Here is a 24,347-nt window from a genome sequence, read left to right as displayed (position 1 = left end):
TGTGAAAATCGGTCTGGTCGTTTCTGAACATTCAAACTCCAAGTATGTCCTTGAGTTCATCAAGGACGTGCAGGCTTCCGCTTCGGCGGAGGTGAGAGTTATCACACGACCAGCCGCAAATACATCAGCCACGCCAGGTCTGCTTGCACAAAAGCTTCTTAAAGCTGTGATCAATTTAGATCAGCGCTATTTGAACTCCACCGCCTATCGCGGTCACCTGAATACGATCCCGGCCGAGAAAATCACTTCCTTAACGGCGGCTTCCACTGAAAATTTTGATTTCCTGATTTCACTGTCTGGCGAGTCCATCGACGCTTCTTTACTGCAAAGATCAAAAAATGGAGCGCTTCTGGTTGAAGCCGGAGTTCCGGGCTTCATTCCGGGATTTGTGGGTTTTTGGGAAGTCTTCAGCAAAAAAGCGGTAACTCCATTTCGCATTCGTCTGCAAACTTCGAACAGCATCGAGAACGTTCTTACGGGCCGTCTGCTGACTCAATCCAGCTTTTTGTTAAACCAGGCTTATGTCAGCCGCAAGGCTATTTCCTACTTGGTTCAATATCTGCAAAAACAATCCCAATCCCCGGCATTTGCATGGCCACATCTGCAGGACGATGGCGATGTGAGCTGGAACGTGAAAACGCCATCCAGTCTTGACCTTGCCACTTACCTGGGTAAAAGAGTTTTCAGAACAATCCGTCAAAAGCTTCAAAGCTTGCAGAACAAAGACCAGCACTGGAATGTGGCTTTCATCCGCGATAACTGGCAACCGCTAAAGCTCGCAAATGGCTCCCCTTTCAAGTATCGCAATGATCAGTTTTTCGCAGACCCATTTGTCATTCATAAAAACAATCAGGATATCTGTTTCGTTGAAGAGTACGACTTCTCGACAGGCTTGGGCCATATTTCTGCTTTTGAGCTTAAGGGCGATAGTGCTGTCTGTTTGGGGCCTGTGATCAAAGAATCATTTCACATGTCTTTCCCGTATTTGTTCGAGTATCAAGGCGAACTGTACATGTGCCCTGAAACCTCCGGCGCCAAAGAAATCCGTATCTACAAATGCACCGAGTTCCCTTTGAAATGGGAGCTGGAAAAATCATTGATGAAGAATGTGGCCGCTGTCGACAGTCTGCTATTTGAACAAGACGGGCTTTGGTGGATGCTTACAAACATGGACTCCTTGCAAAAGAACGACAACTGCACTGAGCTGCATGCCTTCTATGCTGATTCCCCACTGAGTGACTCGTGGACGGCACACGCAATGAATCCGTTGATTATCAATCCTTTGGTGGCACGCAATGGCGGCATGGTTCGCGAAGGAAATAAGATCTTCCGCGTTTCTCAATCCCAGGAATTCGGTATTTATGGGGCAGGCTCTCGGATTAACGAGATTCAACGTCTGACGAAAACCGATTACGCGGAAAAAACCCAGGTAAAAGTTAAAGCTGATTTCTTCAAAGACATTTACGGCACACATCACTTGCACAGTAATGGCTCCGTGACTGTTTATGACTTCTGCAAAAATATCAAGGTGAGTCGATGATGGCACGTTCTGAAAAAAACATCCTGATTCTTGATGGCGATATGGTTTCCTCCCTGGCGATCGTGCGCTCTTTAGCCCTGAAAGGCTGGAGTGTTCACGTTGCAAGTCCGTCGGAACATGGAATCGCCAGCACTTCCCGTTTCGTTAAAAGCAAAATGATCCATCCGGATCCTTTGAAAGCTGAAAAAGATTTTCTGCTTTGGTGCGAGTTCGCACTTTCCGGCGATCGCTTTGATTTGATTATTCCGGTCACAGAGCGCACTTTGGTGCCTTTGATGAAACTTCGCCATCATCCACAGGCGAACAAGCTTGCCATGGCAGCGAATGAGGCCCTGGAAACTGTTTTGGATAAAAACAAAACCACTGAACTTGCCATGCAGTTGGGCTTGCCTTTGCCTAACAACTTCACTTTAACCAACCAGGAAGAAGGCCGCCGCTTTGTCGATCAGCCAGCTGTCATGGAAAGCCTGCTTTCTCAGGGACCTTTGGTTCTGAAACCCGGCCGCTCTATTGGCACAGGTAAAGAAGGCCGCAAAAAACTGGAAGTGAAGTATGCCTTCACTCTGGAAGAAGCGCGCAGCAAAATTGAAAATCTTTTGAATTTCGGTGAAGTCATCGTTCAGGAATACTTCCAGGGTTTGGGAGTCGGGGTTGAAGTCCTCACTTCCAACGGTGAAGTTCTGTATGCATTCCAACATCAGCGCGTTCATGAATTGCCACTGACAGGCGGCGCGAGTTGCCTGCGTAAAAGCGTCAAGGTTGAATCCGCATTATTATCCGCGACTGAAAGTTTGATGAAAGCACTTTCATGGACTGGTGTTGCCATGGTCGAATTCAAATGGAATCCACAAACGGGCCGCTTTATTCTGGTCGAAATCAACGGCCGCTTCTGGGGCTCTTTGCCATTGGCCGTCGGTGCGGGAGCGGACTTCCCTGCTATGTTAGCTGAGTTGTTATTGGAAGGTCGAGCGGATTCCACCTCTGCTTATCGTCCTGAAGTCTATGCGAGAAATTTGAAAAATGATCTGCAATGGTACGAGCAGGTTCTGCGCGGTGAAACTCCCCGTGGCTTTAAAGGTCCCTGGCAGAACAGAAAAGAGATGCTGAAGGATGCCCTTCGCGTTTTCTCGCCTCGCCATGTTTTGGATGTTGAAAAATGGTACGATCCGGTTCCGGGTCTTTTTGATGTTATTAAAATCGGTTCAAGCTATTTGAATCGAATCAAAGATATTTTGGTAGTTCTAAAACAACTGCAACATCACCGTTTTGCCTGGACAACGGGTAAGGCGCAAAAATGTCTGCGTGGATCCAAAAAAATTCTTTTCATTTGCTATGGAAATATTAACCGCAGTGCTTTGGCGGAAAGATACTTTAAACAAATTGCTCCGGATTCAAAAGTTGAAGTTATCTCTGCCGGTTTCCATTATGAAGATCATCGTCCCGCAGATCCGGTGATGATTGAGGAATCACGCAAATTGGGAATCAACATGGACAACTGGTCATCGCACAAGGTGACCGAAGAAATGTTTGAATCCAGCGACGTCATTTTGGTTATGGAAAATGAACACTGGTTGCGCATCAAGGCGGAGTATCCGAAATACGCGGATAAGACGTTCTTGTTAGGCTTTGCTGCCAGCGATGTTCCCAAGCGCGGTGAGATCCGGGACCCATATGGAAAGTCCCGTAAATTTTACCAGACCGCGATTTGTGAAATATCCTGTAGTATCGCAGGCTTAATAAACATAATTAACCTGTAACACGTTTATTTAAAATGCTCTTGCCTGTTTTGCGGGCAAGACGTATTCACAGCTGCCCACAAAAAATCGTTACGCCAAATTTCACGAGGTTTATATGAAGAAATCCTTAGCGCTAAATGCGATCCTGTTCTGCGGAAGTATGCTGGTTACAGCCGCTGCCTGCAGCAGCACTGGAATCGTTCGTTCGACAGAGTCTTATAACTTCAACGAACGCAAAGACGTTACTTCAAAGATCGTCGTTGATTTGAGCAAAAAAGGTCAAAACATTGACCGTGCTTTTTACGGCTCACACTTCGACTCCTTCTCTCAAGCTCCGGCTGCAAACCTGGTTCAGGAATTGGGCATCGGCAGACTTCGTATCGGTGGTAACGAATTCGACGTCTTCAACTGGAAGAACAATCTTAGCTACACAAAAACCGGCGTACACAATCTTTTGGGCCTGGGCGGTATCGCAGCTTTGCTTCGTGATTACAAAGTGGGCGGTATTTATCAAATCAACCTTTCCGGCTATCAACCGGTTTTGGAAGGCAACAGTGTTGTTCTAAAGAATTCCTTCACTGCAGAGTCCGCTTACGAAATGATCAAAGTTCTGAATGGCCAGCTAAAACTTGGCATCACAGACATCTCTTTGGGTAACGAGCCTGAACAGTGGCACGAAACTCACCCTCACACGAAAGCTTACACTGAAGACAGCGGTATTTCTGCTGACGAATACATCGAAAGATACATCGCTTTCGCAGTAGCGGTTCGCCAGGCACAGGCTGAAAACAACGGTGACGCAAATTCCATCAAAATCTGGGGTCCGGAAATTTCCTCTTCATGGTTGGACTGGAACACGGGCAACTTCACGAAAGACTGCCAATGGAGTCCGACAATCCGTGGCCAGGTTGATTGCAAATACGGCGATGGCAGCTTCACACACTTCATCCCTTACTTCCTGGATCGTTTGGCTAAAGCCGAAAAAGATCCGGCTGTGAATCCTAAAGGCTATAAGCTTTTGGACAATTTCGCATTCCACTACTATCCAAACTTCAGAACAAAAATCGACGATGTTAATTCCATCGTTAAAGATGCTGATGGCCGCCAATGGGTTTCCAAAATCCTTGAAGGTACACGTATTCTTCACGATTCCACTTATACGAACACGATTGATATCAGTTCTTACAGAAACGCAAATCCGAACATCATCCCTCGCATGAAGGGCTGGCTGAAGGCTTACTATCCCAACGCAAAACTTGTGATCAACGAATTCGCGGTGGATTCTGACTGGAGAAGCAACACGTACCACCCGATCATCCGTCCTCTATATATTGCGGATACTTTGGGTATTGCGGCTAAAGAAGGCGTTTCTTTCTTTAACAACTTTGCTTTGAGCAACAAAGAAGGTTCCAACATCCCATGGGCGATGCTGGATGGTGGCACTAAAAAGACCAACAATTTCCACACTTACGCGCTATTCACGAACCACTTCAAAGGTACGATGGTAGCGACTGACGACAACATGGGCGACGTGGTTAACGCCTACGCAACGGCTGGAGCTAACTTTGTAAACGTGGCTATCGTGAACAAGAGCCCCGTGGACAAAACAGTCCAAATCTATATCAAAAACGGCAACGCCCGCAAAATTGCTACTTATGTAGTACCAGGCTGGTCGACTTCAATCCTTAAACTTGAGCAGAACCCATCTAGGTTCGCGAAAGGATTCGAAGTTAACAAGTTCGGCGCCGATCAAATGGGCATCGCTAAGGATACAAATTACAAATAGTTTAATTCCGCCTCACTTTTCGATGTGCTTTGACAGTATTTTTTGGTATTGGGAACGCATTTCGTGGAATTACACAGAATATAAAGGAACGTTATATGAAAATGGTTTCATTTGCCCTGCTGTGCGCGGGTTTGATGGCTGTCTCCGGCGCAAAGGCCAATGACATTGGTAATGATATGTCAACTGGCTACGGCTGGTACTTGAACTACGACTGGTTGAATCAGATCGTAAACAACACTCCCACTAAAAACGTAATGTGCCCGACTCTTGAAGTTGATAGCGCATTAACGACTGACTACAAAGTGGCTCTGCAAAACAGCTTCTACGCAAATGCGACAGGTTCCATCGGCAAATGGTTCCCGAAGAATGAAGTTTGGGCTGCATTCTCCATGGGACCAATGGTTAATAACTTTGGTATCACTTTCGGTAAAGTTCGTACTTTGAAAGAACTTGAAAACGAAAAACGCAAAAAACTTCCAACGACAGTTCGTGAACTGAACAAGTGGGATGTTAAAGACTCCGCTTACTGGGAATCCCAGGGTGGCGTTTCCTTCTATCTTGGTACCGGCACTGAGCCAATCAGCGTGGGCGTTTTCGCCGTCGCAACTGGTGGCTGGGCGAACTACCTTGAGAAAACTGCTCCAACTAAAGTTTACGTTGAGAGAGCAAAAAAGTACGTTAAGATGATTAACGTCGGCGCTGGTGCATTCTACACTTCTGTAGGTGCTGATGCGGTTATCGAAAAAGCAAAAGGTTTCAACTACGAATTCGACATTTCCCGTCCTGAAAATGCTGAAGCTTTCGAACGCTTCATGGCCGGTGAAACAACTAAAGCCTATGACCTTTCAAGAATTGAAGGTTCTGGTGTTGTTAAAATCGCTGATACGACTTTAAGCAAATTCGGTAAATCTTTTGGCGTGAGTCTTTCCACTCCGTTCATCCCTATCATTTCTTTGCGTGGTTCCCAAGGTAAGGACTATAACCACGAAGAAGAACTTTCTGTGTGGGACGAACACGTAGTTAAAGACTACGGCGTTTACACAAAACAATCCGCAAGCCGTTTGGTGGGTCTACACTACAAACGCGAGCGCTCTTTCAAAGGTGGTATGACTTCCACTGCTACCGGTCCGGTACTGGCGAAAGAAACTTCAGTAAAATTCTATGGTCAATTCAAACATGCTTACCAATCTGACTGGGGTCAGGAAGGTCGTTTGGAAAACCAAATCGATTACGCAAAAGACATCGCTGGATTCGATAAAGAAGCTGAGACTTGCGTGAAAGTTCCAAACTTTGCGAACTCTTTGAAATACAACCAGGTTATCCTTCAGATGAACCTTTCTGATGAATACATGAGAGCTATCCTGGGTCTTGGTAACAACAGCACAGCGTTCCTGAACAAGCTTCAGGCACGTGCTTCTTACCTTGATGGCAACATCAAATCCCTGGCTAACTGCTCTTCCAGCTATGACCCGAACAATGCTTCCGGTCAGGACAGAGCTTGCCGTGGTAACTCTGTAGACGGCGCCTTCCTGGGAATCAAAAAAGCAGTGGCACAAATCAAAGCCTCTATGGGCCGCGACAGAAATGGGTTCTCTGCGGGTATGGCGAATTTCGGTAAGGCAGTTTGGTCTAATCCGGGCGTATTCAAAGCATTCTACGAGCAGGGTAAAACTTGCGGTATGGATTTCAGCTTTGAAGTTTCCGGTCAAAGAATCAACCGCTTCTATAAAAACCAAAAGTACGGCTACACTCCTAGCTGTGTGAACAACTAAGCACTCCACGAAGGCAAGAAGGTTTTAAATGAAACACCTGATTACACTTATCTCTATCGTGGGCTTCGCTGCTGTTGCTCACGCTAATGTCAGCCGTTACACGATTTCCCAGAATTCTTCCGCAGCGCAAACTGATGGTTCCGTTGTTGTTGATTCCAACAAAACGAATGGCATCTATATCTCCAAAAGCTTTTACGGCGCTGATACAAACGGTTTCAGCCGCCTGCCTAAAGCAAGCCTGGTGACTCCACTGAATCTTAACTTCGTTAAATTCGGCGGCAACCTGCACTCCGTTTATAACTGGGATTTGAATTTGTACCTTGAATCCATCACTGGCATCCAAAGAGTTTACGCTCCGCTGGCTGCGCGTTTGGAATTCGTTCAGAACTCCTATAAGGCAACTCCGATGTTCCAGGTGAACATGATGGGTTTCCAGCCAGACTATGATTCCAACGGTCATTTGAAGTTCATGAACACGGCTAACGAAGTTCACGCTGCAAATGCAATCCGCTTCCTGAATGGTCAAAAAGGCCTGGGTCTTAAGCACATCCTTATGGGTAATGAACCTTGGGATTCCCAGGACGTTCATGGTGTGGCAATTCCTTCTGCAGACGAATACATCGCAAAGTACATCAAGTACGCGATCGCTTTGCGTGATGCTCAGGCTTCAATCAGCGGTGACGCCAATGATTTGAAACTTTGGGGTCCGGAAACTGCTCAAGGCTGGGCGAACTGGCAAACGACTCACCCTGCGGATTGCACGGTGAACTATCAGCTTCCAGGTCACTACGCATGTGCTTACGGTAATGGTCAGTTCTCTGAATTCATTCCGTACTTCCTGGCTCGCCTGGCAGCTGCGGAACAAGACCGCACTATCAATCCTAAAGGTTATAAACTTCTGGATTATTTGACATGGCACTACTACCCACTTTTCAGAAATCAATTTGCTGATTCTGAAAGCGTGATCAAAGACCGCAACGGCCAACAAAATGTGGCTGGTATGCTTGAGTCTGTGAATCTTTGGACAAACTGGGACTACATCAATCAGTATGACTCTGCTTCTCCGAAAGGCGTTGCTCCTCATATCATTCAAAAATTCCAGGGCTGGAGAGACGCTTACTATCCGTCAGCGAAAATCGCTGTGACTGAATTCGGCGTGGATTCAACAGAAAACGTTGAGTATCACCCGATCGTTCGTCCTCTTTACCTTGCAGACCTTGTGGCGCGCGTGGGTGAAGCTGGTGTTAACACTTTCGTGAACTCCTTCCTGCAAGGTGCTCGCGGTGGTGATGCCTGGGGTATGATCAACGGTGAAAAACTATCCCGTCTGTACCATGTGTACTCGTTGTTCTCGAACAACTACCTGGGTCAGGTGGTTTCTTCATCTGATACTTACGGCGACAAAGTAAACGTTTACTCTGTTAAAACAAACAACGCGACGAATGTGATCCTGGTTAACAAAGACACAGTTGCGCACAAGCCGGCACTAAGCCACCAAGGCGCTAACGGTTCAACGAAACTGTCTTCTTTGGTTCTTCCAGCATGGTCCATCACTGTTGTGACTTTGCCGGATAATCGCGGCGACGTACTGGTTCAACAGTACGGCGCTCAAGAAATGGGTATCCCTGTTTCTAACTACTAGTCTACTTAGGGGCGAGCAGATCTCTGACGAACTCGCCCATACCACCTGGGGCTGGCTTTAATGTCCAATCTTGATTGAACATACGCGGGCCCCACAGGTTATCAAAGCTCCACACTGTCCAACTGACATTACGCTTGGCCATCCAGCCCGAGAATCCCTGACCGAAGGTGATATCACCGCCCTCAGTTCCGCCGCTTTCAAAGCCCCATTCTGTAACGAATAATGGATATTTATCAGCGACCGCACCATAACGTGATTCCCACATAGTTGCTGTCTGATTCGCGTATACGTGGGCTACATAAACCACGTTGCCACCGGCAATCGGCTCATTCACTGCACCCGAAATATGCGAGGACCAGTAAGGGCCACCCACCAGCACCAAATTGCTTGGCGCGTAAGTGCGGATCAAAGTGGTGATCGGCTGGGCAATCGTGTTTTTCCACGTTGTCCAGTTGTCTGGATAAATCGGTTCGTTAAACACTTCGTACAACACATAAGGGTTGTTAGCGAACTTCGGAGCCATGAATTTCCAGAACGCTTCTACTTTGCTGTAAAGAGCATCATAGTTACTGACATAGTGAAGGTCGATGATCACATAAATACCTTTAGCAGTCAGTTCATCCACCAGTGGTTTGATATGATTTTTGAAATAAGTTTCGCCGCCATTTGTTGGACTGAAAAAACCTTCGTTCGGATACGCAGGGTCGCCCGGCAAAATTGGCAAACGGATTACTTTAGCATTGAACTGATCTGTCGCTGCGCTTGCAATACTGCGAGCTGTGACACCGGGACGCTCCCAGGTTTTCGTATTCAAATGTTCTGGATCTGCGATATTAACACCTTTTAGGACAACCTGCTGACCGGCGCTATTCACAATCTTATTGCCAGATACCTTTAACCAGCCCACCGCCGGGGTTGGCGAAGGTGATGGCGACGGAGACGGCGATGGACTTGGAGACGGACTCGGTGAAGGCGATGGCGATGGTGACGGAGCTGGAGTCGTTGCAACCAAACCTTTACCAGTTACAGTCACTGCAACTTCCTCCCACGTCCAACCTGCTGCCAGGAAATAACCCACGATAAGCTTTGAACTTAAAGTCGTCGCGTACTTGGGCGCGAACTTAACATTCACTGTACAAGTTTTACCGGCCTTAACGATAAAGCCGGTATTGGAGTTATAAGAACAAGTACCACCACTCACGGAAAAATCCGTAGCACCCGTAAACCAGTAACTGTCCAGTCGGACGTTCGCTTTGCTGGTATTTTTAAGCGTCAGAGTTGTCGTTTTAGACTGCCCCACCGTCACGTTGCCCAGGGACAGGGTCCCCGTCAGGCTTGTTGCCGCTGCCTGCGCCAAATGAGCGCTTAAAAGGCCTGCAGCCAGGGTCATAAGGGGTGCGAAAATACGAATCATGGAAGCCCTCCAATGGATACCAAGACCGAATCGGTGGGGCATAAAATATGTTGAGCGAAAACCATGGAACGTACAAAAGTTAGATACTTTATCGAAGATACTGGTCCATGAGTTTGCGCCCCACAGCTGAACTCTTAGACCGAGTGTAAAAAAGTCTCTGACCCTCTGAAACTAAAGTGTATCAACTTTAGACACCCCCTAGTCCATGGGCGAGCAATCACCTTTGATATCAAACAATTATGAAATTCATTACGGTCCACTAATTTTGATAAATATTTCCATGAAGATCCCATCCAATTTCGCTATGAGAATTTGCTGGACACTCGTGTATACAAAAAAATATATTGGCCCCACTTATTCGGGGGCGTACTTGAGAATTCTAGTCACAGGAGCAGCAGGTTACATCGGTTCACATGCGGCCAACGCCTTACTGGACGCGGGCTTTGAGGTTGTTGCATTCGACAATCTCAGCACCGGTTTCCGCTCTGCACTTCCAGCAAAAGTTAAATTCATTGAAGGCGATATTCGCAACACCGAACGCCTGACAAAAGCGTTGGTTGAAAACAACGTTTCTGCAGTTATGCATTTTGCTGCAAAACTAAAAGTCCCTGAATCCATCGCAAAACCTTTGGACTATTACGACAACAATATCTCTGGAACGATTTCTTTAATCCAAGCCTGCAAGAACGCCAAGATTGACAAGATCATCTTTTCCTCCACGGCTGCAGTTTATGGATCTGGTAATGGTCACACAGGGCTGGTTACTGAAGACGCGATCGTCAGCCCTATCAATCCCTATGGTTCTTCCAAACACGTCGCTGAAATGATCCTTAGGGATTCTGAAACAGCTCACGGAATCAAGTCTGTGATCCTGCGCTACTTCAACGTCGCGGGTGCAGCACTGAATGGTAAAAATGGACAAAGAACAGCGGATGCCAGCCACTTGATCAAAGTTGCCTGCGAAGCAGCCACTGGCAAGCGCCAGCAAGTAGCGGTATTCGGCACAGACTATCCGACTGTCGATGGTTCCGGGGTTCGCGACTATATCCACGTGGAAGACCTTATCGACGCTCATATCCTGGCGCTTCGCTACCTTCTTGAGGGCGGAAGCTCACAAATTTTGAATTGCGGCTATGGTATCGGTTATTCTGTTTTGCAGGTGTTGAACACGGTTCAAAGAATCAGTGGTTCTGAATTTGCGATCGCGTCCCATGGTCGTCGTCACGGCGATGCTGCTCATTTGGTGGCTGATTCCACGAAACTGCGTAAGCTGTTTGGCTGGAGTCCTAAACGTAATGACCTGGATTTGATCTGTCAGACTTCATTGGATTGGGAAAAGAAACAGTCCGTTGCAGCGACGATTGCGCCACGCAAATGGAGATTTGAAAAGGGTTTCTTCCTGCCCCCTGCCAAACCTCAGACTTCAGTTCTCTAGCTGGCTTTGCTTTGTCTGGAGCGAATAAACAGACGTAACGGAGTCAGCTCTTTTTCAGCGATCCCCACAAAATGCCCATGAATTTTCCACGCGTTTTCGATCGGACTTAAATCCTCGCAGGAATCAATTCTGATCGCCACCGGCTCAATACCAATCTCGCTAAAGATACTGCTTTTGATTCGCAGGATTTTACCCAACGGCATTGGCACTGAAGAGTGCATGGTGAAACCCAGTTCTGAAACCGCGACGATTTCATTTTTGATTTCCCACTCAGCCTTGATAGAGACAGCTGCCTCTTTGAATCCCGAAGCTTGATTGTTGCTGCTTGCCACCACGGTGCGGATTTTCGCGAGCAGCATGTCCGGATCAATGGGCTTGATGATGTAATCGTTTACGCCCGCCTCAAGGCCTTTTTCGACGTCACTTTTTTCACGTTTACCTGTTAGCAGGAACACCGGCAATTGGGTTAAATGCGGCTGCTTGCGAATCGTGCGAGTCAGGGCATATCCATCACTGCCGCCCGGCATGATAGCGTCAGTAATCACCAGGTCGAATTTTTCCTGTGTCAGATGGTGAACAGCATCGATTGCATTTGTCGCCTGCACCACGGAGTGACCGTCTGAAGTCAAAAGGGCTTCAAGAGTCATCAGAATACTTTTTTGATCATCCACGATAAGTATATTGGCCATAGTTACCTTCCTTAGGCTGCCCCTTTTTCGCTGATGTAGTTCTTAAGGTCCTGCAAACTTCTGGCGAATTCCGCCTCGATCTGCATCACCCATTTATTAATGTGCTCTGGTTTTGTTTCGTCTTCAAGTTTTTGACAAAGATCTGCCAAGATTTTTGCTCCAAGAGTTGCTGCCGTTGACTTCAAAGCATGGGCCGCAGAACTGAAGTCAGGACCTCGCATTGACAGGATCAAATCCGGAGTTGAAGTTTCAAACTCCTGAACCAGTGCCTGGAGTAAACCGCCATCTTTAGTTGCGTACTTTTGCAACTTCTGTAGTGCAACCATATCGATCACTTGAGGCGTCCCTGTCTTTAAATACTTTTGAAGAGTTTCAATCATTCTTGGTAATTCAATGGGCTTGGACAAATAGTCATCCATTCCGGCATTCATGTAAGGCGCTTTGTCCGCGACCGACCCCTCGGCAGTTAATGCCACAATAGGAATACGGCGCATGGAATTTCGATTCTGCTCTTCCTCGCGAATACGTTTAGTGGCATCGAAACCATTAAGGACCGGCATCTGACAATCCATTAGAATTAAATCGTATTTTCCCGTGCGCGCCATCTCGACGGCAACGCGACCGTTCTGGGCAATGTCGACCTGCAATCCAAACTTCTGCAGGTAATTTTGCGCCACACGCTGATTGATGACCTGATCTTCGGCTACCAGAACTCGTCCCTTGAATAAGGCATCGAACTGATTTTCATTGGAAACTTTTGGAACATCAACCGCAGAGCTGACTGGAAGCTGCAGACTGAACCAGAATGTTGATCCAAGACCGTAGGTGCTATCCACACCCATCTGTCCATTCATCAGATCCACAAGCTGCTTACAAATAGACAGGCCCAATCCAGTGCCGCCGAACTTCTTACCGGCTGTGGCCTGGAAATACTTTTGAAACAGTGCTTTACGTTCATCTTCGCGCAATCCTAAACCTGTATCGCGTACCTGAAATTTCAAGAAGGATGGGCCCGTGGCAGAATCCAAAACAGAAACTTCCAGTCCCACCGTGCCCATGCTGGTAAATTTGACGGCATTCCCCATCAGGTTTACCAGGATCTGACGGATGCGTCCCTGGTCACCAACGTAATACAAATTACTTCTTTGCGAAATGTTCAGCTCCAGCTCGACATTCTTTTCGCTTAAAGCCGGGCGGAACATTTCAACCACATCGTGTACCAGGAAATTCAGATCAAACGGTTGAGGATCCAGCGAGATTTTTCCAGCTTCGATTTTTGAATAGTCCAAAATGTCATTGATAAGCATTAACAGCGACTCGGCCGAGCGTTTAATCGTACCAACGTATTCTTTCTGTTCATTTTCAAGAGGCGTATCCGCCAGAAGAGTACTCATACCAATCACGCCATTCATCGGCGTGCGAATTTCGTGGCTCATCGCTGCCAGGAAATCTGACTTCTTTAAGGATGCTTCGACCGCTGCCTCGCGGGCTTTCGCCCATTCCTGCTCGACCTGTTTGCGGCGACTGATATCGCGGAATACAACAAGGGCCCCGGCGATACCGCCATCAATATCCTTGATCGCGCGGCTGCTTAGGGAAATATAAGTTCCATCCGGATGAGTTGCGTTTTGCACAAAGATTTCCAGGTCATCGACTTCAACACCATACAAGGCACGATGCAGAGGTAATTCCTTGGCCGTATAGAGCTTGCGTTTTTCATCATGAAAACCCAGTTCAGAGGCACCGGTCTCTGTGCCAATTTCTTTGACCTTGGTTCCGACAATGCGTTGAGCGGCGGCATTGTACTGCGTGAAGTGGCCCTGGTTATTCACCACGATCATCCCTTCACTCATACTGCCTAAGATTGTATCCAGCAACAGCGAGCGACGTTGCAGGTTTTCGGCGATGTCCCGCTGCTCTTTCAAATCCTTATGCTGCCAATAGCGGCTTAATAGAATCACCAATCCAAACAACGCAAGGATACCGAACATCAATTCACTTCTTAAGAAGCTGTAGTTACCGATCTGAACGAAATCCTGCTGGGCTTTGCGATGCGCCTGCAACATTTCTAAAATTTTTCTCTGGTTGAAGTCCTCGATACTTGAGGGCTTGCGATCTGCGTGATTTTGTTTGATCTCGAGCGTGGCAGTTTCAAATTGCTTGTGCAGATTTTGATTCAGTTCATACACCTGCATTTGCAGATCATATCGGCTGCTGACGGACTTGTACAAGTTCGCAAGTTCGCCATTGATTCTGGTGACTTGATTATTGAAGACCGCAAGTTTTTCAGGAGTACTGTCTTTGAAATAATCTTTCTTGGCGCGATCCACGTCATGCAGGATGCCTGACATGTTCTGCAGCGAATTCACAGAGGCTTCCGGTAACAGTGCCTTTTGCAACGAATGATGCTCCTGAAACATGGACGAACCCACGGCGACCAGCACCAACAGGCACAGCTCCACACCAAATCGGGAGATCAAAGTTTTAAACAAAGACACGGATTTCATACATTTCTCATCGGTGTTTCAATTCGAGAAGTGAAGTGTCTCAAAGGGAACTGGACCCCGCATTTTCGTTCTGGAGTCTCACGAACGGAACAGTTGTTTAAAAGATCTGCACTTTTATTGAGACGGTATATTGTGACTGGACCCAAGGCCGCCTATCCTAGACCTATCTACTAATGAGGTACGTATATGGAAAACAAAAGGCACTTTCGCCGCTGCCAGCACTGCGGCGCGGTTCACAGCAAACATGACCAGGCCCTTTTCGTCTGCGACTGCGGCAACGAGCTTGCCCCGCTCTATTACAGCCAATTGGTCACCATCATTCACGAGGAAGCGGTTTACTTTACCGACATCCTTAAAGGAAGTTCAGTCATGCAGGAAAAACCTCTGATTGGCCTGACCGTGGATTGGGATGCCAACTTGGAAATCTCTCACATCCAGCACGATGTGTGATTAGTTTGTCGTTAATCAAATAAGCAATTCCACTCGTTGTAATATAATGAGGGAGTAAGCATTTAACCTTTGGAGGTTGTTATGGCTACTCCTGATGCAAACCCTTCTTTTTCCGAGCTTCACCTTGGTGAGGCCACCAACAATCACATGGATGAAAGTAACATCCTAAGTGACAAAGACCAGACATCCAAAGTCGATGTGAAGAATCTGAAAAAAGCGATGAAGAATACAGATCGCGCCTTTGAATCGCTCGAAGATTTGCCGTCAGACTTTATTCGTGGCGAACTTGATGTGGTCGATCAGATGAATATGGCGGCTGATGCTTTGGACTCTTCATTGCGCGGCCTTCCCGACCGCAGCTCCGAGGACAGCCCCCGCGGGGAACTGGGTTCTTCATTTCAAAACACGCCGGGCGGCATCGAGGAAGTCAGTGCAAAAACAGACGAGTATCTGGCCTCTCATGGCTTAAAGAAGAAATCCCGCTAAGTGTTATTAGCGCCAGCTCGTCCAACCCCGGTGGTCTGATACCTCACGTCATGCTGTTTCAGAGAGGAAATTGAGCCTTTCGCCTTGACCGTATTGGCAAGGATTTCTACTATCGGAGCCATTCAGGAGACCGATATGAATAAAAAACCAGCATTCATGAACTTTGCTGTGGATCACATGACAATGTTGTTCCATCCAAAATTGTACAAACTTTCCTATGTTGTTTTCCGTAATATTTTCGGAACAACTCCTGACGACCTTTTGTACGAAAAAAAGCGTAAAGGCCAAAACGGTGCGAAAGATGTTTCCATGACTTATGCTACTCGCGTGGGCACGTGGGAGCCAAAAGCAAACGACCCGTTGAACACGATCTTTGCATTGGTTCAGCCGTCTGAACCTAAAGACCAGCCTTCACACGTTCGTCAAATGTTGGACGGTCATGAAAACACGGCTCACCTTCAGCACGTGGCTTTGCGTACTCCGGATTTGATCGCTTTCCACAAACACATGGTTGAGCGTGGTGTTCAGTTCGTGACTCCGATCCTTAAAGACGATCACGAAAATCTGATCCAGGTGTTCTCGGGTGAATGGTATTTGCCAGGCACTAAACCATCTGGTTTCTTCTTTGAATTCCTGCAACGTGATCCGTCTGACGATGAACTTGCAACAATCCAAAAAGCCAATAAACAAAGCTGGTTCCGTGACGAAACGTTCCTGGGTCTTTATGATGAAAAAGAGCGTGAATACCAATCCGGCAACGTGCTTTCTTTCCTTCCGAAAGAAACTATGGATGCGATCCTGAACTATCTTGGCGACAAGGAAGTTTACGAGATCACAGAAGACGATTTGGCAGCGGTTGATAAAATCATGATCGACCTGGCAGCTAAAGCGCAGAAGAAATAGTTTTTTCTAAAATTTGAGAATAAAAAAATCCCGCCTTCAAAGCGGGATTTTTTTTGGAACTTTTAGTCCTGGGGTTCATCCGAATCAATTTTGAAATCCAGGAAATCCAGGAAGGAAGCGCGTTCCTCCCGTGGGAATGGCGGGCTGACCCGATACAATATCTTTTGCTGGCGACGAACCACGTAGTTCGAAGGACGATCAATACGGAAGCGTCGTGGATTCGGTAAGACCGCTGCAATCAGGCTTGCCTGGGAAGCGGTCAGCTTCTTTGCACTTTTCTTAAAGAACTTTTGCGAAGCGGCCTCGACGCCGTAAACTCCAGGTCCCATTTCGATCACGTTCAGGTAAACTTCCATGATGCGTTCTTTGGGCCAAGTGAACTCAATCAAAACTGTGAAATAAGCTTCCAAGCCCTTGCGAACCCAGTCACGGTTGGGCCACAGGAAAACATTCTTGGCTGTCTGCTGGGAAATAGTGCTCGCACCCTTGATACGTTTGTGGGTTTTGTTGTACTTCATCGCTTTTTCAATCGCGACAAAATCAAAACCACTGTGCTCGAAAAAACGATAGTCTTCCGCTTTCAATACCGCTTTTTGAATAGAGGGCGAAATTTCTTCCAGGGGAACCCAGTCATGATGGATGCCCACGAACTTATCGGAAAAGACGGATTGTGCGGAACGGATCACCATAAGTGGTGTGACATAGACGGGAATAAAACGATAGATAAGAACAATACCAATACTGCTGACAAAGAAGAGCAATGCTGCTTTAAAAATAAAATTTCTAAGTCTTGGCAATAAAGTCTTCAAAACGCTCAAACTCTTTTAAAATTCAAGGTCCCTGTTAAGGGACCCTGGTGTTGGTAACCATCAAACTACATTGCTGGTGGTTCTACAACTTCGACATTGTTCGAAGCCGGAGCCGCTGTAGTCGGTGCCGTCTCTGTTGGAGCCGCTTTCGCTACGTGCTTTTTCTTTTTACCAGCCTTGGCGTGTTTTCCACCCTTTTTATGAACTTGCGAGTGGTGAGCTTTAGCTTTGCCCTTTTTGTTTTTCGCGGCTTCTGCTGCGAAAGGTGTTGAAAGGGTAACTACCAACAAAGTAGCCGCTAAAACTGACAATAAATTCTTTCCTTGTGTCATTGATCCTCCAGATACATGGGTCACATTTGGTAATTTTACCACTGAAAGATCACTTTTTAGCAAGTCCATAAGCGATTTATGATTGGCATGCGTTTTTGCCAAGTCTATTGTCTGCTTTTGAAAAAAAAGGGAAGGTCTTCCTGAGGTGGAAATGAATCAAACTCGACTCTTTAGTCCGATAAAAATTCGCTCTTTAGAACTAAAAAACCGGATCGCAGTTTCTCCGATGTGCATGTACTCGGCTGAAGAGGGTATGCCCAATGCCTGGCACATGGTTCATCTGGGCAGCCGGGCCGTGGGTGGCGCGGGATTGATCGTGGCCGAGGCCACAGGGGTTCGTCCCGAGGGGCGAATCTCCTTAGGCTGCCTGGGGCTTTGGAATGACGAGCAGATGAAGGCCTTTAAACCCATCGTACAATTTATCAAAGACCACGGAAGTGTGGCGGGAATACAACTGGCCCACGCCGGGCGCAAAGCTTCCAGCCATGTTGCCTGGAAAGGAGGCAAACCCCTTTCCGCTGAAGAAGGCGCCTGGCCGACCGTGGGCCCAAGTACCCTGCCCTTTAACGAAGGCTGGCCGACTCCCCTCGAACTGACTGCCCCGGAAATCCAGGGACTGGTTGGCGCCTTTGTCCATTCCGCAGAGCTTGCATTAAAAGCAGGATTTGAGGTGATCGAATTGCACATGGCCCATGGGTACCTGATGCATGAGTTTTTATCTCCACTCTCCAATCACCGCAAAGACAGCTATGGCGGAAGCCTGGAAAACCGCATGCGCTTCCCGCTGGAAGTTGCCAAAGCCGTTCGTAAAGTCTGGCCAGAGGATCGCCCGTTGTTTGCGCGAATTTCTGCGACCGACTGGGTGGAAAATGGCTGGGATCTTGAGCAAAGTATTTCGCTGGCCAAGGAACTGAAGAAAGCCGGGGTAGATTTGATCGACTGCTCGACCGGCGGGAACATGCCGCATGCTAAAATTCCAGTTGGTGCCGGCTATCAGGTTCCATTTGCTGAGGCTGTGCGAAATGAGGCTGAAATAAAAACGGGAGCGGTCGGACTAATTACCGATCCCCAACAAGCTGAAGAAATCTTAGTTTCTGACAAAGCGGATATTATTTTTATCGCCCGCGAAATGCTCCGAGACCCTTATTGGCCATTACACGCTGCCAAAAAAATGGGCGTCAATGTGACATGGCCGATCCAGTACGGTAGGGTGAATTCATGACTAAAAATTCCCATCACTCCCATGCCATGCAAGTTCGCCAAGCCCTATGGGCTTTGCAAAAAGAAGTTTTAACGGCTCTTAAAGAGCAGTTTGATCATGAAGTGGGTTATGAATCTCAACCAAATGAATGGTTCAATGTGCTGATCACGGCGGAACGCTATAAATGGTTGCGTGAACTGACTTCACTGATGGCCGACATTGATATTATGACAGAGCTTGAGATTATTTCTGAACAACACGGTGAAACTGCCCGTGCGGAAATTGAACGTCTGTTGTTTGAAGAAAATCCGGCAGCTGACAGTTTTGCGAAACAATACCGCGGTCTTTTGTTGAATGGCGTAAGCCTGATGCCTCTGCACTCGCAATTGAAAGCCGTTTTGCAGAATTTGCCAAAGTCTGACAAACACCCAGAGCACCATCAAACACACAGAAAATCCTGGCACGAAGAACACCGCAACCAAGCCCGCAAAAAACGTAACTAATATTACGTCACAGGGAAAAGACACATTGGCCCATTCCGCTCAGTACTTTAGGATCTAAATTACTGGCCTAGGATGGGCCTTTTTTTATTAGTGCTCATCCAATTATCTGGGGTTGTGTTGCAGAATATTTACCAAACGGCCAAAGGGGTCGCGGACGTAAAAACGGCGCACGCCCCAGGGTTCGTCGGTTAGTTTGTATTCGATTTTAAATCTGGCCTTTTTCATTCTTTTGAAGGCTTCGTCGACGTCGTCCACTTCTATGGACAAATGCGGGACCGGAGTGCCTGAACCACCTTCTGTCATGAAGCTCATTTGGATGGTCATCTTGCGATCGGATCCGTAGGTTGCAATCCATCCCATATCCATCATCACTTCAAGACCCAGGACATTCTGGTAAAAACGTTTTGCAGCTGAAACTTTCTTGGTTTCGATATTTGCAACAATACGTTTTACCTTCATACCTTCATTTCCTCTTACAGTTCACAGTACTAGTGTTTTTTTCCCAGATATTTTGGGTTTAACAGGTTTTCTGTCGAGAAGATTTCATCGAGCTGAGCTTGAGTCACCACCCCACGTTCCAACGCCACTTCCGCAACACTTTTTCCGGTCTGAGCACAGATCTTTCCGATCAAGTCCCCTTCTGCGTGACCAATGATCGGATCCAGATACGTCACGATACCGATGGAGTTCATCACGTAATCGCGGCAGCGTTCTGCATTCGCGGTGATTCCATCGACGCATTTGTTTTTCAAAGTGTAGCAGGCTTGAGTCATCAAAAGAATGGATTCAAACAAACTGGAGGCAATCACTGGCTCCATGACGTTCAACTGAAGCTGTCCTGCCTCTGCCGCCAGAGTCACTGTCAAATCATTGCCGATCACTTTGAAGGCAACTTGATTTACCACTTCAGGAATTACTGGATTTACTTTTGCCGGCATGATTGACGAGCCCGCCTGCAATTCTGGCAGATTGATTTCTTTCAAACCCGCACGCGGGCCTGAGCTTAATAAACGCAGATCATTGCAGATTTTTGAAAGCTTCACAGCTGTGCGCTTCAGAGCGGCAGAAATAATAACATACGCTCCGCAGTCGCTGGTTGCTTCAATCAGATCTTCAGAAATCACGAACGGATAACCTGTCACCTCTGCCAGTTTTTTGACTGCCAGGGCCGAGTAACCTTCTGGTGCATTGACACCAGTACCGATTGCTGTGGCGCCAAGGTTTACTTCCAGAATTAATTTTTGCACCGACTTAAGAAGACGGCTGTCCTCTTTTAGTAAAGTTGCAAAGGCATTGAATTCCTGTCCCAGAGACATCGGAACCGCGTCCTGCAATTGTGTGCGACCCATTTTCAGAACTTTGGAAAATTCTTTGCCCTTGGCTTCAAAAGCCAATGCCAAAGTGTCCACAGCTTTCACCGCTACGCTGATGTGTTCATACAAAGAAACGCGGAAAGCCGTTGGATAAGCGTCATTCGTGGATTGGCATTTGTTCACGTGATCGTTTGGATGAATGACTTTGTAATCGCCTTTTTTCAAACCACGAAGCTCGAGTGCGATATTCGCGATCACTTCGTTGGCGTTCATATTTACAGAAGTGCCCGCCCCGCCCTGGAAAATATCAGAAGGAAATTGCGCGCCCCATTTGCGGGGATCTTTTAAAATCACATCGCAGGCTTCAACGATAGTTTTAGAAACATCTTTAGGAATTGTGCCCAGCTCGCCATTGGCCATCGCTGTGGCTTTTTTAACCAGCGCCAATGCGCGCACGAATAGTTCGTCCTGACCGATCTTAATACCAGAAATTTCAAAATTCTCCATCGCGCGCAAAGTGTGAATGCCGTAATAAGCATCCGCTGGTACTTGTTTGTCGCCTAATAGATCGTTTTCAATTCTGAACTGACTCATTAACTACTTCCCCTGTTTACTGGCTTTTTCAAATGAAAAAGTCTCGCCCCGGCTCAGCACTGGAAAAACTGACAAAGGCAGATTTGCATTTTGCAAAGACTCTTTCAGTTTTACCGGCGGTTCTGCCATTGGTTCATCACTGAGCTTAAACGTGCCCCAGTGAAGCGGTAACGAAAACCGTGCGCCCAAATCCTGATGAATAAGAACGGCTTCGGTTGTATCGATATGCTGCTTTTGCATGAACCAGCGAGGAGCATAGGCACCAATCGGAATAAGAGCAACGTCCACCGCACCTAGGCGCTGGCGGATATCCTGAAAATCCTTGGAATAACCGGTATCACCCACGAAATAAACCTGCCGCGTGGCTCCCTTGATCATCCAACCGCCCCACAGCGTGCGATTGACGTCAAAGGTCGTTCGCGTCGTCCAGTGTTGGGCTGGCGCAAAGGTGAACTGAATAGGACCTATTTTTTCCCCGCTCCACCAGTCGTATTCTTCGACATTTAAAATGTCCTCGCCCTTAAGGAGTTCTTTATTGCCGAGTGGCACCAGGAAGCGTGTTTGCCCCTGGTTCTGCTGATTGATTTTTCTTAACGAAGCCAAATCCAAATGGTCATAGTGGCTGTGCGAAATGACCACGACATCGATCTTTGGCAGCTGCTCGATTTCCAGCGGAAGTTTACCGAAACGCTTAGGTCCCATGAAACTAAAAGGCGACACTCGCTCTGAAAGGGATGGATCCGTCAGGATATTCATACCGTCCATTTGCACCAGCATGGAAGAGTGCCCCAGCCACGTAATCTGCAAAGCTTCCGGGTTTTTAAGCGCATTCAAATCCACGGCCACAGTGGCCGCCCCACCGGGTTCATCCGGTGGGAATGAGGTCGTCCAACGCTCCCAATACCATTTCAACACACTGGCCTTGGGAGTGTTGTCGTAGTTATTCAAAAAGCCGTCTTTCCCGTGATGGGGAATATTTGGATCGTGATACTTGAAAGGCCCGGCGCAACCCATAAGCACTCCGACATTTATCAGGAGTAAAATCAACCTCGTCTTCATTTTACCAACATAGCACTTTACACACAGCTTCATCGAGAGGAAATATTGCCACACCGGGACCTAAGGGCTACGACAGATAGGTACTGAAAATGACTTCCGTAAAACTGGAGAAACACCCGTGATTGCTGAATATTGGAAGCAAAGATCCACCCACCAAAAAGTCCTTATCCTTTTCATTCTGACATTATTTTTCAGAGCGTTCTTCAGTCTGAACATCGGACTGATCGATGATGAGGCGTACCATTGGTCATGGGCCAAAGATCTACAACTTTCATATTTCGATCACCCCGGAATGATTGCCTGGTTGGAAGCAATCACGACTTCCATCTTTGGAGATAATCAGCTCGGCGTTCGTCTGCCAGGCTTTGTGTGTTTTGCTGCAACGATTGTTCTTTTATACAAACTTACCAAAGATCTTTTTGACGAGTGGTCTGCGATTTTCGTCGGCTTCGTGATGTTGTGGTCTCCATTCTGGGGCTTTGGCGGTTATGTCGCTTCGCCGGAACCTGTATTTGCACTGTGCTGGGTGGCAGCAGCTTACGTTTTCTGGCAAGGTGTGCGCGAAGATAAACAGCGCTGGTCCGTGAAAAAAACCTGGATTTGGCTGGGAGTATTGATGGGCTTGGGACTTAATTCCAAATTCATCATCGCGCTTCTTGCACCAGGATTTGGTTTGTATTTACTGGCGACTCCAAGCCGTCGTAAGGATTTACTGACACCATGGCCGTGGGTGGGATTCCTGATTGCGACAGTATTGTGTACGCCGATCTTCTGGTGGAATCATCTGCATGACTGGCCGGGCTTCCGTTATCAATTCCATGACCGCCACGAAGGAAGTACTTTCAGCGCGGGCCGCTGGGGCGGCTGGTTCGCAGCACAGCTTTTGTTCTGCACGCCTTTCCTGTATGTGATGATTGCTTTGGCATTTATCACCTCGCTGATTAAACGTTCTGAAGCGCGCTGGAGATTTTTGTTCTGCCTGACGGCGCCTTCAATTTTCGTGTTTTACCCGCAACCGTTTTTTGCGGACTATAAACCCCACTGGTCCGGCGCCGCTTACACGTTGCTGTTGATGGGTGCAGGATACATTTGGTCCCAAGGTCTAAGATGGGGGCAAAAACAAATTGTGAAAGCCCGTAGCAAGGTTTTCACTTACGGAATTTTGGGCTTCTTTATTCCTTTGGCGCTACTGACTTACACTCCGTTTGCCTATCCGTGGATTCCAAAAGCATTTAAACTTTTTGCGCCGAATGCAAAATGGGAAACGACTTTTGACCCATCCAATGAGTTCACCGGCTGGGAAGACCTGGGGCAATTCGTGAACCGTCGTCAGCGCGAGATCCACGCCGAAACCGGCCATCGCCCGTTCCTGGCAGCCCTTCGCTATGAGACGACAGCACAAACCACCTGGGGCACGCAGGCCAAGATCTATATGCTGAACTCGACGGTCAGCAATTACACTGTGATGCAATCCGTGGAAGAGATGAAAAACATGGAAGGACAGGATGCGATCGTTGTAACCACTGAAAAGTATGACAAGGATCCGCTAGAGTATGCAAAGTTTGACAGCTGCACCCGCGACAAGCTGATGACCTTCCGTCACGGCGTTCACGCGCGCACATTCTATGTCTACTTGTGCAAAAACTTCCAGGGCATCATCTATGGCCCGAACGAAAGACCGCCCTCAGCAAGACGGTAAAGAGTTTTAACGACGAATCACGGGTTGAACTGGAACCGTCAGGTTTTTAAGTTCAACCCCGTTCAAGTGAACTGCCAACTCGCCTTTGAATCTTCTATCGATAACTTTGATAAGATAAAAACCTTTGGGAATGTGTCCTGACAACTGAAAGGACCCATCGGAGGCTGCACGGCCGCGAGCATAGATTGTGGCATCGCGATCTATCAGATGCACCATCACGCCATTCATATATTTTTGATTCACACCACGAACGCGAAGCATGCCGTTTAAAACAACCTGCTCAGTGATACCATTAATGCCCGAAGAACGAACCAGCTTATCATCCCCACCCTGCTGGGAAACTTCAAAAGTATCAGTCGCCAAATCCTTGGGAGCTTGCTCATCATCATGAGCACAAGACCCCAGAATCACCGCCACCGCCAAACTTAAAATCAAATAAACACTGTTCTTCATAGGCCCATCTTAAGGTACGGACAC

21 protein-coding genes are annotated in these 24,347 nt (G+C 47.4%); 12 read left to right on the top strand and 9 right to left on the bottom strand.

Annotation, left to right across the window (positions count from 1 at the left end):
* Position 1 precedes the first annotated feature (1 nt).
* The 5 genes from ACLWNV_RS04420 to ACLWNV_RS04400 all read left to right on the top strand — a co-directional run bounded on the left by ACLWNV_RS04420 (position 2) and on the right by ACLWNV_RS04400 (position 8,476).
* The gene (locus ACLWNV_RS04420) at positions 2–1,540 is read left to right on the top strand and encodes a hypothetical protein (protein WP_413586697.1); all 1,539 of its coding nucleotides are present in this window, start codon (positions 2–4) and stop codon (positions 1,538–1,540) included.
* The gene (locus ACLWNV_RS04415) at positions 1,537–3,297 is read left to right on the top strand and encodes an ATP-grasp domain-containing protein (protein WP_413586696.1); all 1,761 of its coding nucleotides are present in this window, start codon (positions 1,537–1,539) and stop codon (positions 3,295–3,297) included. The genes ACLWNV_RS04420 and ACLWNV_RS04415 overlap by 4 nt, the downstream gene beginning before the upstream one ends.
* 94 nt (positions 3,298–3,391) lie before the next feature.
* Positions 3,392–5,062 (top strand): glycoside hydrolase family 44 protein, encoded by a 1,671-nt coding sequence (locus tag ACLWNV_RS04410; RefSeq protein WP_413586695.1) that lies wholly within the window; start codon positions 3,392–3,394, stop codon positions 5,060–5,062.
* A gap of 95 nt (positions 5,063–5,157) precedes the next feature.
* On the top strand, positions 5,158–6,834 hold the full coding sequence (locus tag ACLWNV_RS04405) for a hypothetical protein (RefSeq protein WP_413586694.1): 1,677 nt from the start codon (positions 5,158–5,160) through the stop codon (positions 6,832–6,834).
* A 28-nt stretch (positions 6,835–6,862) separates the two neighbouring features.
* Positions 6,863–8,476: a glycoside hydrolase family 44 protein gene (locus tag ACLWNV_RS04400; protein WP_413586693.1), complete on the top strand. Its 1,614-nt coding sequence runs from the start codon at positions 6,863–6,865 to the stop codon at positions 8,474–8,476.
* Between the two features lies 1 nt (position 8,477).
* Here the strand turns inward: ACLWNV_RS04400 and ACLWNV_RS04395 are convergent, their stop codons facing one another.
* On the bottom strand, positions 8,478–9,890 hold the full coding sequence (locus ACLWNV_RS04395; protein ID WP_413586691.1) for a cellulase family glycosylhydrolase: 1,413 nt from the start codon (positions 9,888–9,890) through the stop codon (positions 8,478–8,480).
* A 370-nt stretch (positions 9,891–10,260) separates the two neighbouring features.
* On the opposite strand from ACLWNV_RS04395, the gene galE reads away from it, so the two are divergent.
* Positions 10,261–11,325 (top strand): UDP-glucose 4-epimerase GalE, encoded by a 1,065-nt coding sequence (gene galE, locus ACLWNV_RS04390; protein ID WP_413586689.1) that lies wholly within the window; start codon positions 10,261–10,263, stop codon positions 11,323–11,325.
* Here galE and ACLWNV_RS04385 read toward each other — a convergent pair.
* Both ACLWNV_RS04385 and ACLWNV_RS04380 read right to left on the bottom strand, forming a co-directional pair.
* Positions 11,322–12,014 carry a response regulator gene (locus tag ACLWNV_RS04385; RefSeq protein ID WP_413586688.1) on the bottom strand — a complete coding sequence of 231 codons (693 nt, stop codon included), beginning with the start codon at positions 12,012–12,014 and terminating at the stop codon, positions 11,322–11,324. The two genes, galE and ACLWNV_RS04385, sit on opposite strands and share 4 nt — an antisense overlap.
* Before the next feature lie 11 nt (positions 12,015–12,025).
* Positions 12,026–14,521 (bottom strand): response regulator, encoded by a 2,496-nt coding sequence (locus tag ACLWNV_RS04380; RefSeq protein WP_413586687.1) that lies wholly within the window; start codon positions 14,519–14,521, stop codon positions 12,026–12,028.
* A 186-nt stretch (positions 14,522–14,707) separates the two neighbouring features.
* Between ACLWNV_RS04380 and ACLWNV_RS04375 the strand changes: the two genes are divergently transcribed.
* From ACLWNV_RS04375 to ACLWNV_RS04365, 3 genes are all read left to right on the top strand, one after another.
* Positions 14,708–14,971 carry a hypothetical protein gene (locus tag ACLWNV_RS04375; RefSeq protein ID WP_413586686.1) on the top strand — a complete coding sequence of 88 codons (264 nt, stop codon included), beginning with the start codon at positions 14,708–14,710 and terminating at the stop codon, positions 14,969–14,971.
* 81 nt (positions 14,972–15,052) lie between these two features.
* The gene (locus ACLWNV_RS04370; protein WP_413586685.1) at positions 15,053–15,457 is read left to right on the top strand and encodes a hypothetical protein; all 405 of its coding nucleotides are present in this window, start codon (positions 15,053–15,055) and stop codon (positions 15,455–15,457) included.
* A 135-nt stretch (positions 15,458–15,592) separates the two neighbouring features.
* A complete protein-coding gene (locus tag ACLWNV_RS04365) occupies positions 15,593–16,360 on the top strand; it encodes a hypothetical protein (protein ID WP_413586684.1) in 768 nt (255 codons plus the stop codon).
* A 62-nt stretch (positions 16,361–16,422) separates the two neighbouring features.
* On the opposite strand, the gene mtgA is transcribed toward ACLWNV_RS04365, so the two are convergent.
* Entirely contained in the window at positions 16,423–17,169 is a 747-nt protein-coding gene (gene mtgA / locus ACLWNV_RS04360) for a monofunctional biosynthetic peptidoglycan transglycosylase (RefSeq protein ID WP_413586682.1), read from the bottom strand.
* A 65-nt stretch (positions 17,170–17,234) separates the two neighbouring features.
* Positions 17,235–17,501 carry a hypothetical protein gene (locus tag ACLWNV_RS04355; RefSeq protein WP_413586681.1) on the bottom strand — a complete coding sequence of 89 codons (267 nt, stop codon included), beginning with the start codon at positions 17,499–17,501 and terminating at the stop codon, positions 17,235–17,237.
* Between the two features lie 151 nt (positions 17,502–17,652).
* Here ACLWNV_RS04355 and ACLWNV_RS04350 point away from each other — a divergent pair, with 151 nt between their 5' ends.
* Positions 17,653–18,723 (top strand): NADH:flavin oxidoreductase/NADH oxidase, encoded by a 1,071-nt coding sequence (locus ACLWNV_RS04350; protein ID WP_413586680.1) that lies wholly within the window; start codon positions 17,653–17,655, stop codon positions 18,721–18,723.
* Positions 18,720–19,205 carry a hypothetical protein gene (locus ACLWNV_RS04345; RefSeq protein ID WP_413586679.1) on the top strand — a complete coding sequence of 162 codons (486 nt, stop codon included), beginning with the start codon at positions 18,720–18,722 and terminating at the stop codon, positions 19,203–19,205. The genes ACLWNV_RS04350 and ACLWNV_RS04345 overlap by 4 nt, the downstream gene beginning before the upstream one ends.
* Before the next feature lie 102 nt (positions 19,206–19,307).
* Here ACLWNV_RS04345 and ACLWNV_RS04340 read toward each other — a convergent pair whose 3' ends face one another.
* The 3 genes from ACLWNV_RS04340 to ACLWNV_RS04330 are packed head-to-tail and all read right to left on the bottom strand — an operon-like array spanning position 19,308 to position 22,171.
* The gene (locus ACLWNV_RS04340; protein ID WP_413586677.1) at positions 19,308–19,664 is read right to left on the bottom strand and encodes a VOC family protein; all 357 of its coding nucleotides are present in this window, start codon (positions 19,662–19,664) and stop codon (positions 19,308–19,310) included.
* 29 nt (positions 19,665–19,693) lie between these two features.
* Positions 19,694–21,112, bottom strand: a complete 1,419-nt coding sequence (gene aspA, locus ACLWNV_RS04335) for an aspartate ammonia-lyase (RefSeq protein WP_413586676.1) — start codon at positions 21,110–21,112, stop codon at positions 19,694–19,696.
* A gap of 3 nt (positions 21,113–21,115) precedes the next feature.
* Positions 21,116–22,171, bottom strand: coding sequence for an MBL fold metallo-hydrolase (locus ACLWNV_RS04330; RefSeq protein ID WP_413586675.1), 1,056 nt, complete (start codon positions 22,169–22,171; stop codon positions 21,116–21,118).
* Between the two features lie 118 nt (positions 22,172–22,289).
* Here ACLWNV_RS04330 and ACLWNV_RS04325 point away from each other — a divergent pair, with 118 nt between their 5' ends.
* A complete protein-coding gene (locus ACLWNV_RS04325; RefSeq protein ID WP_413586674.1) occupies positions 22,290–23,870 on the top strand; it encodes an ArnT family glycosyltransferase in 1,581 nt (526 codons plus the stop codon).
* Positions 23,871–23,876: 6 nt separating this feature from the next.
* On the opposite strand, the gene ACLWNV_RS04320 is transcribed toward ACLWNV_RS04325, so the two are convergent.
* On the bottom strand, positions 23,877–24,323 hold the full coding sequence (locus tag ACLWNV_RS04320; RefSeq protein ID WP_413586673.1) for a hypothetical protein: 447 nt from the start codon (positions 24,321–24,323) through the stop codon (positions 23,877–23,879).
* Positions 24,324–24,347: the final 24 nt, after the last annotated feature.

The organism is Bdellovibrio sp. HCB274, from assembly GCF_047306075.1.
Classification (GTDB): Bacteria; Bdellovibrionota; Bdellovibrionia; order Bdellovibrionales; family Bdellovibrionaceae; genus Bdellovibrio.
The sequence above is the reverse complement of the archived record's forward strand: the minus strand, read 5'-3'. Positions and strand labels throughout refer to the sequence as shown.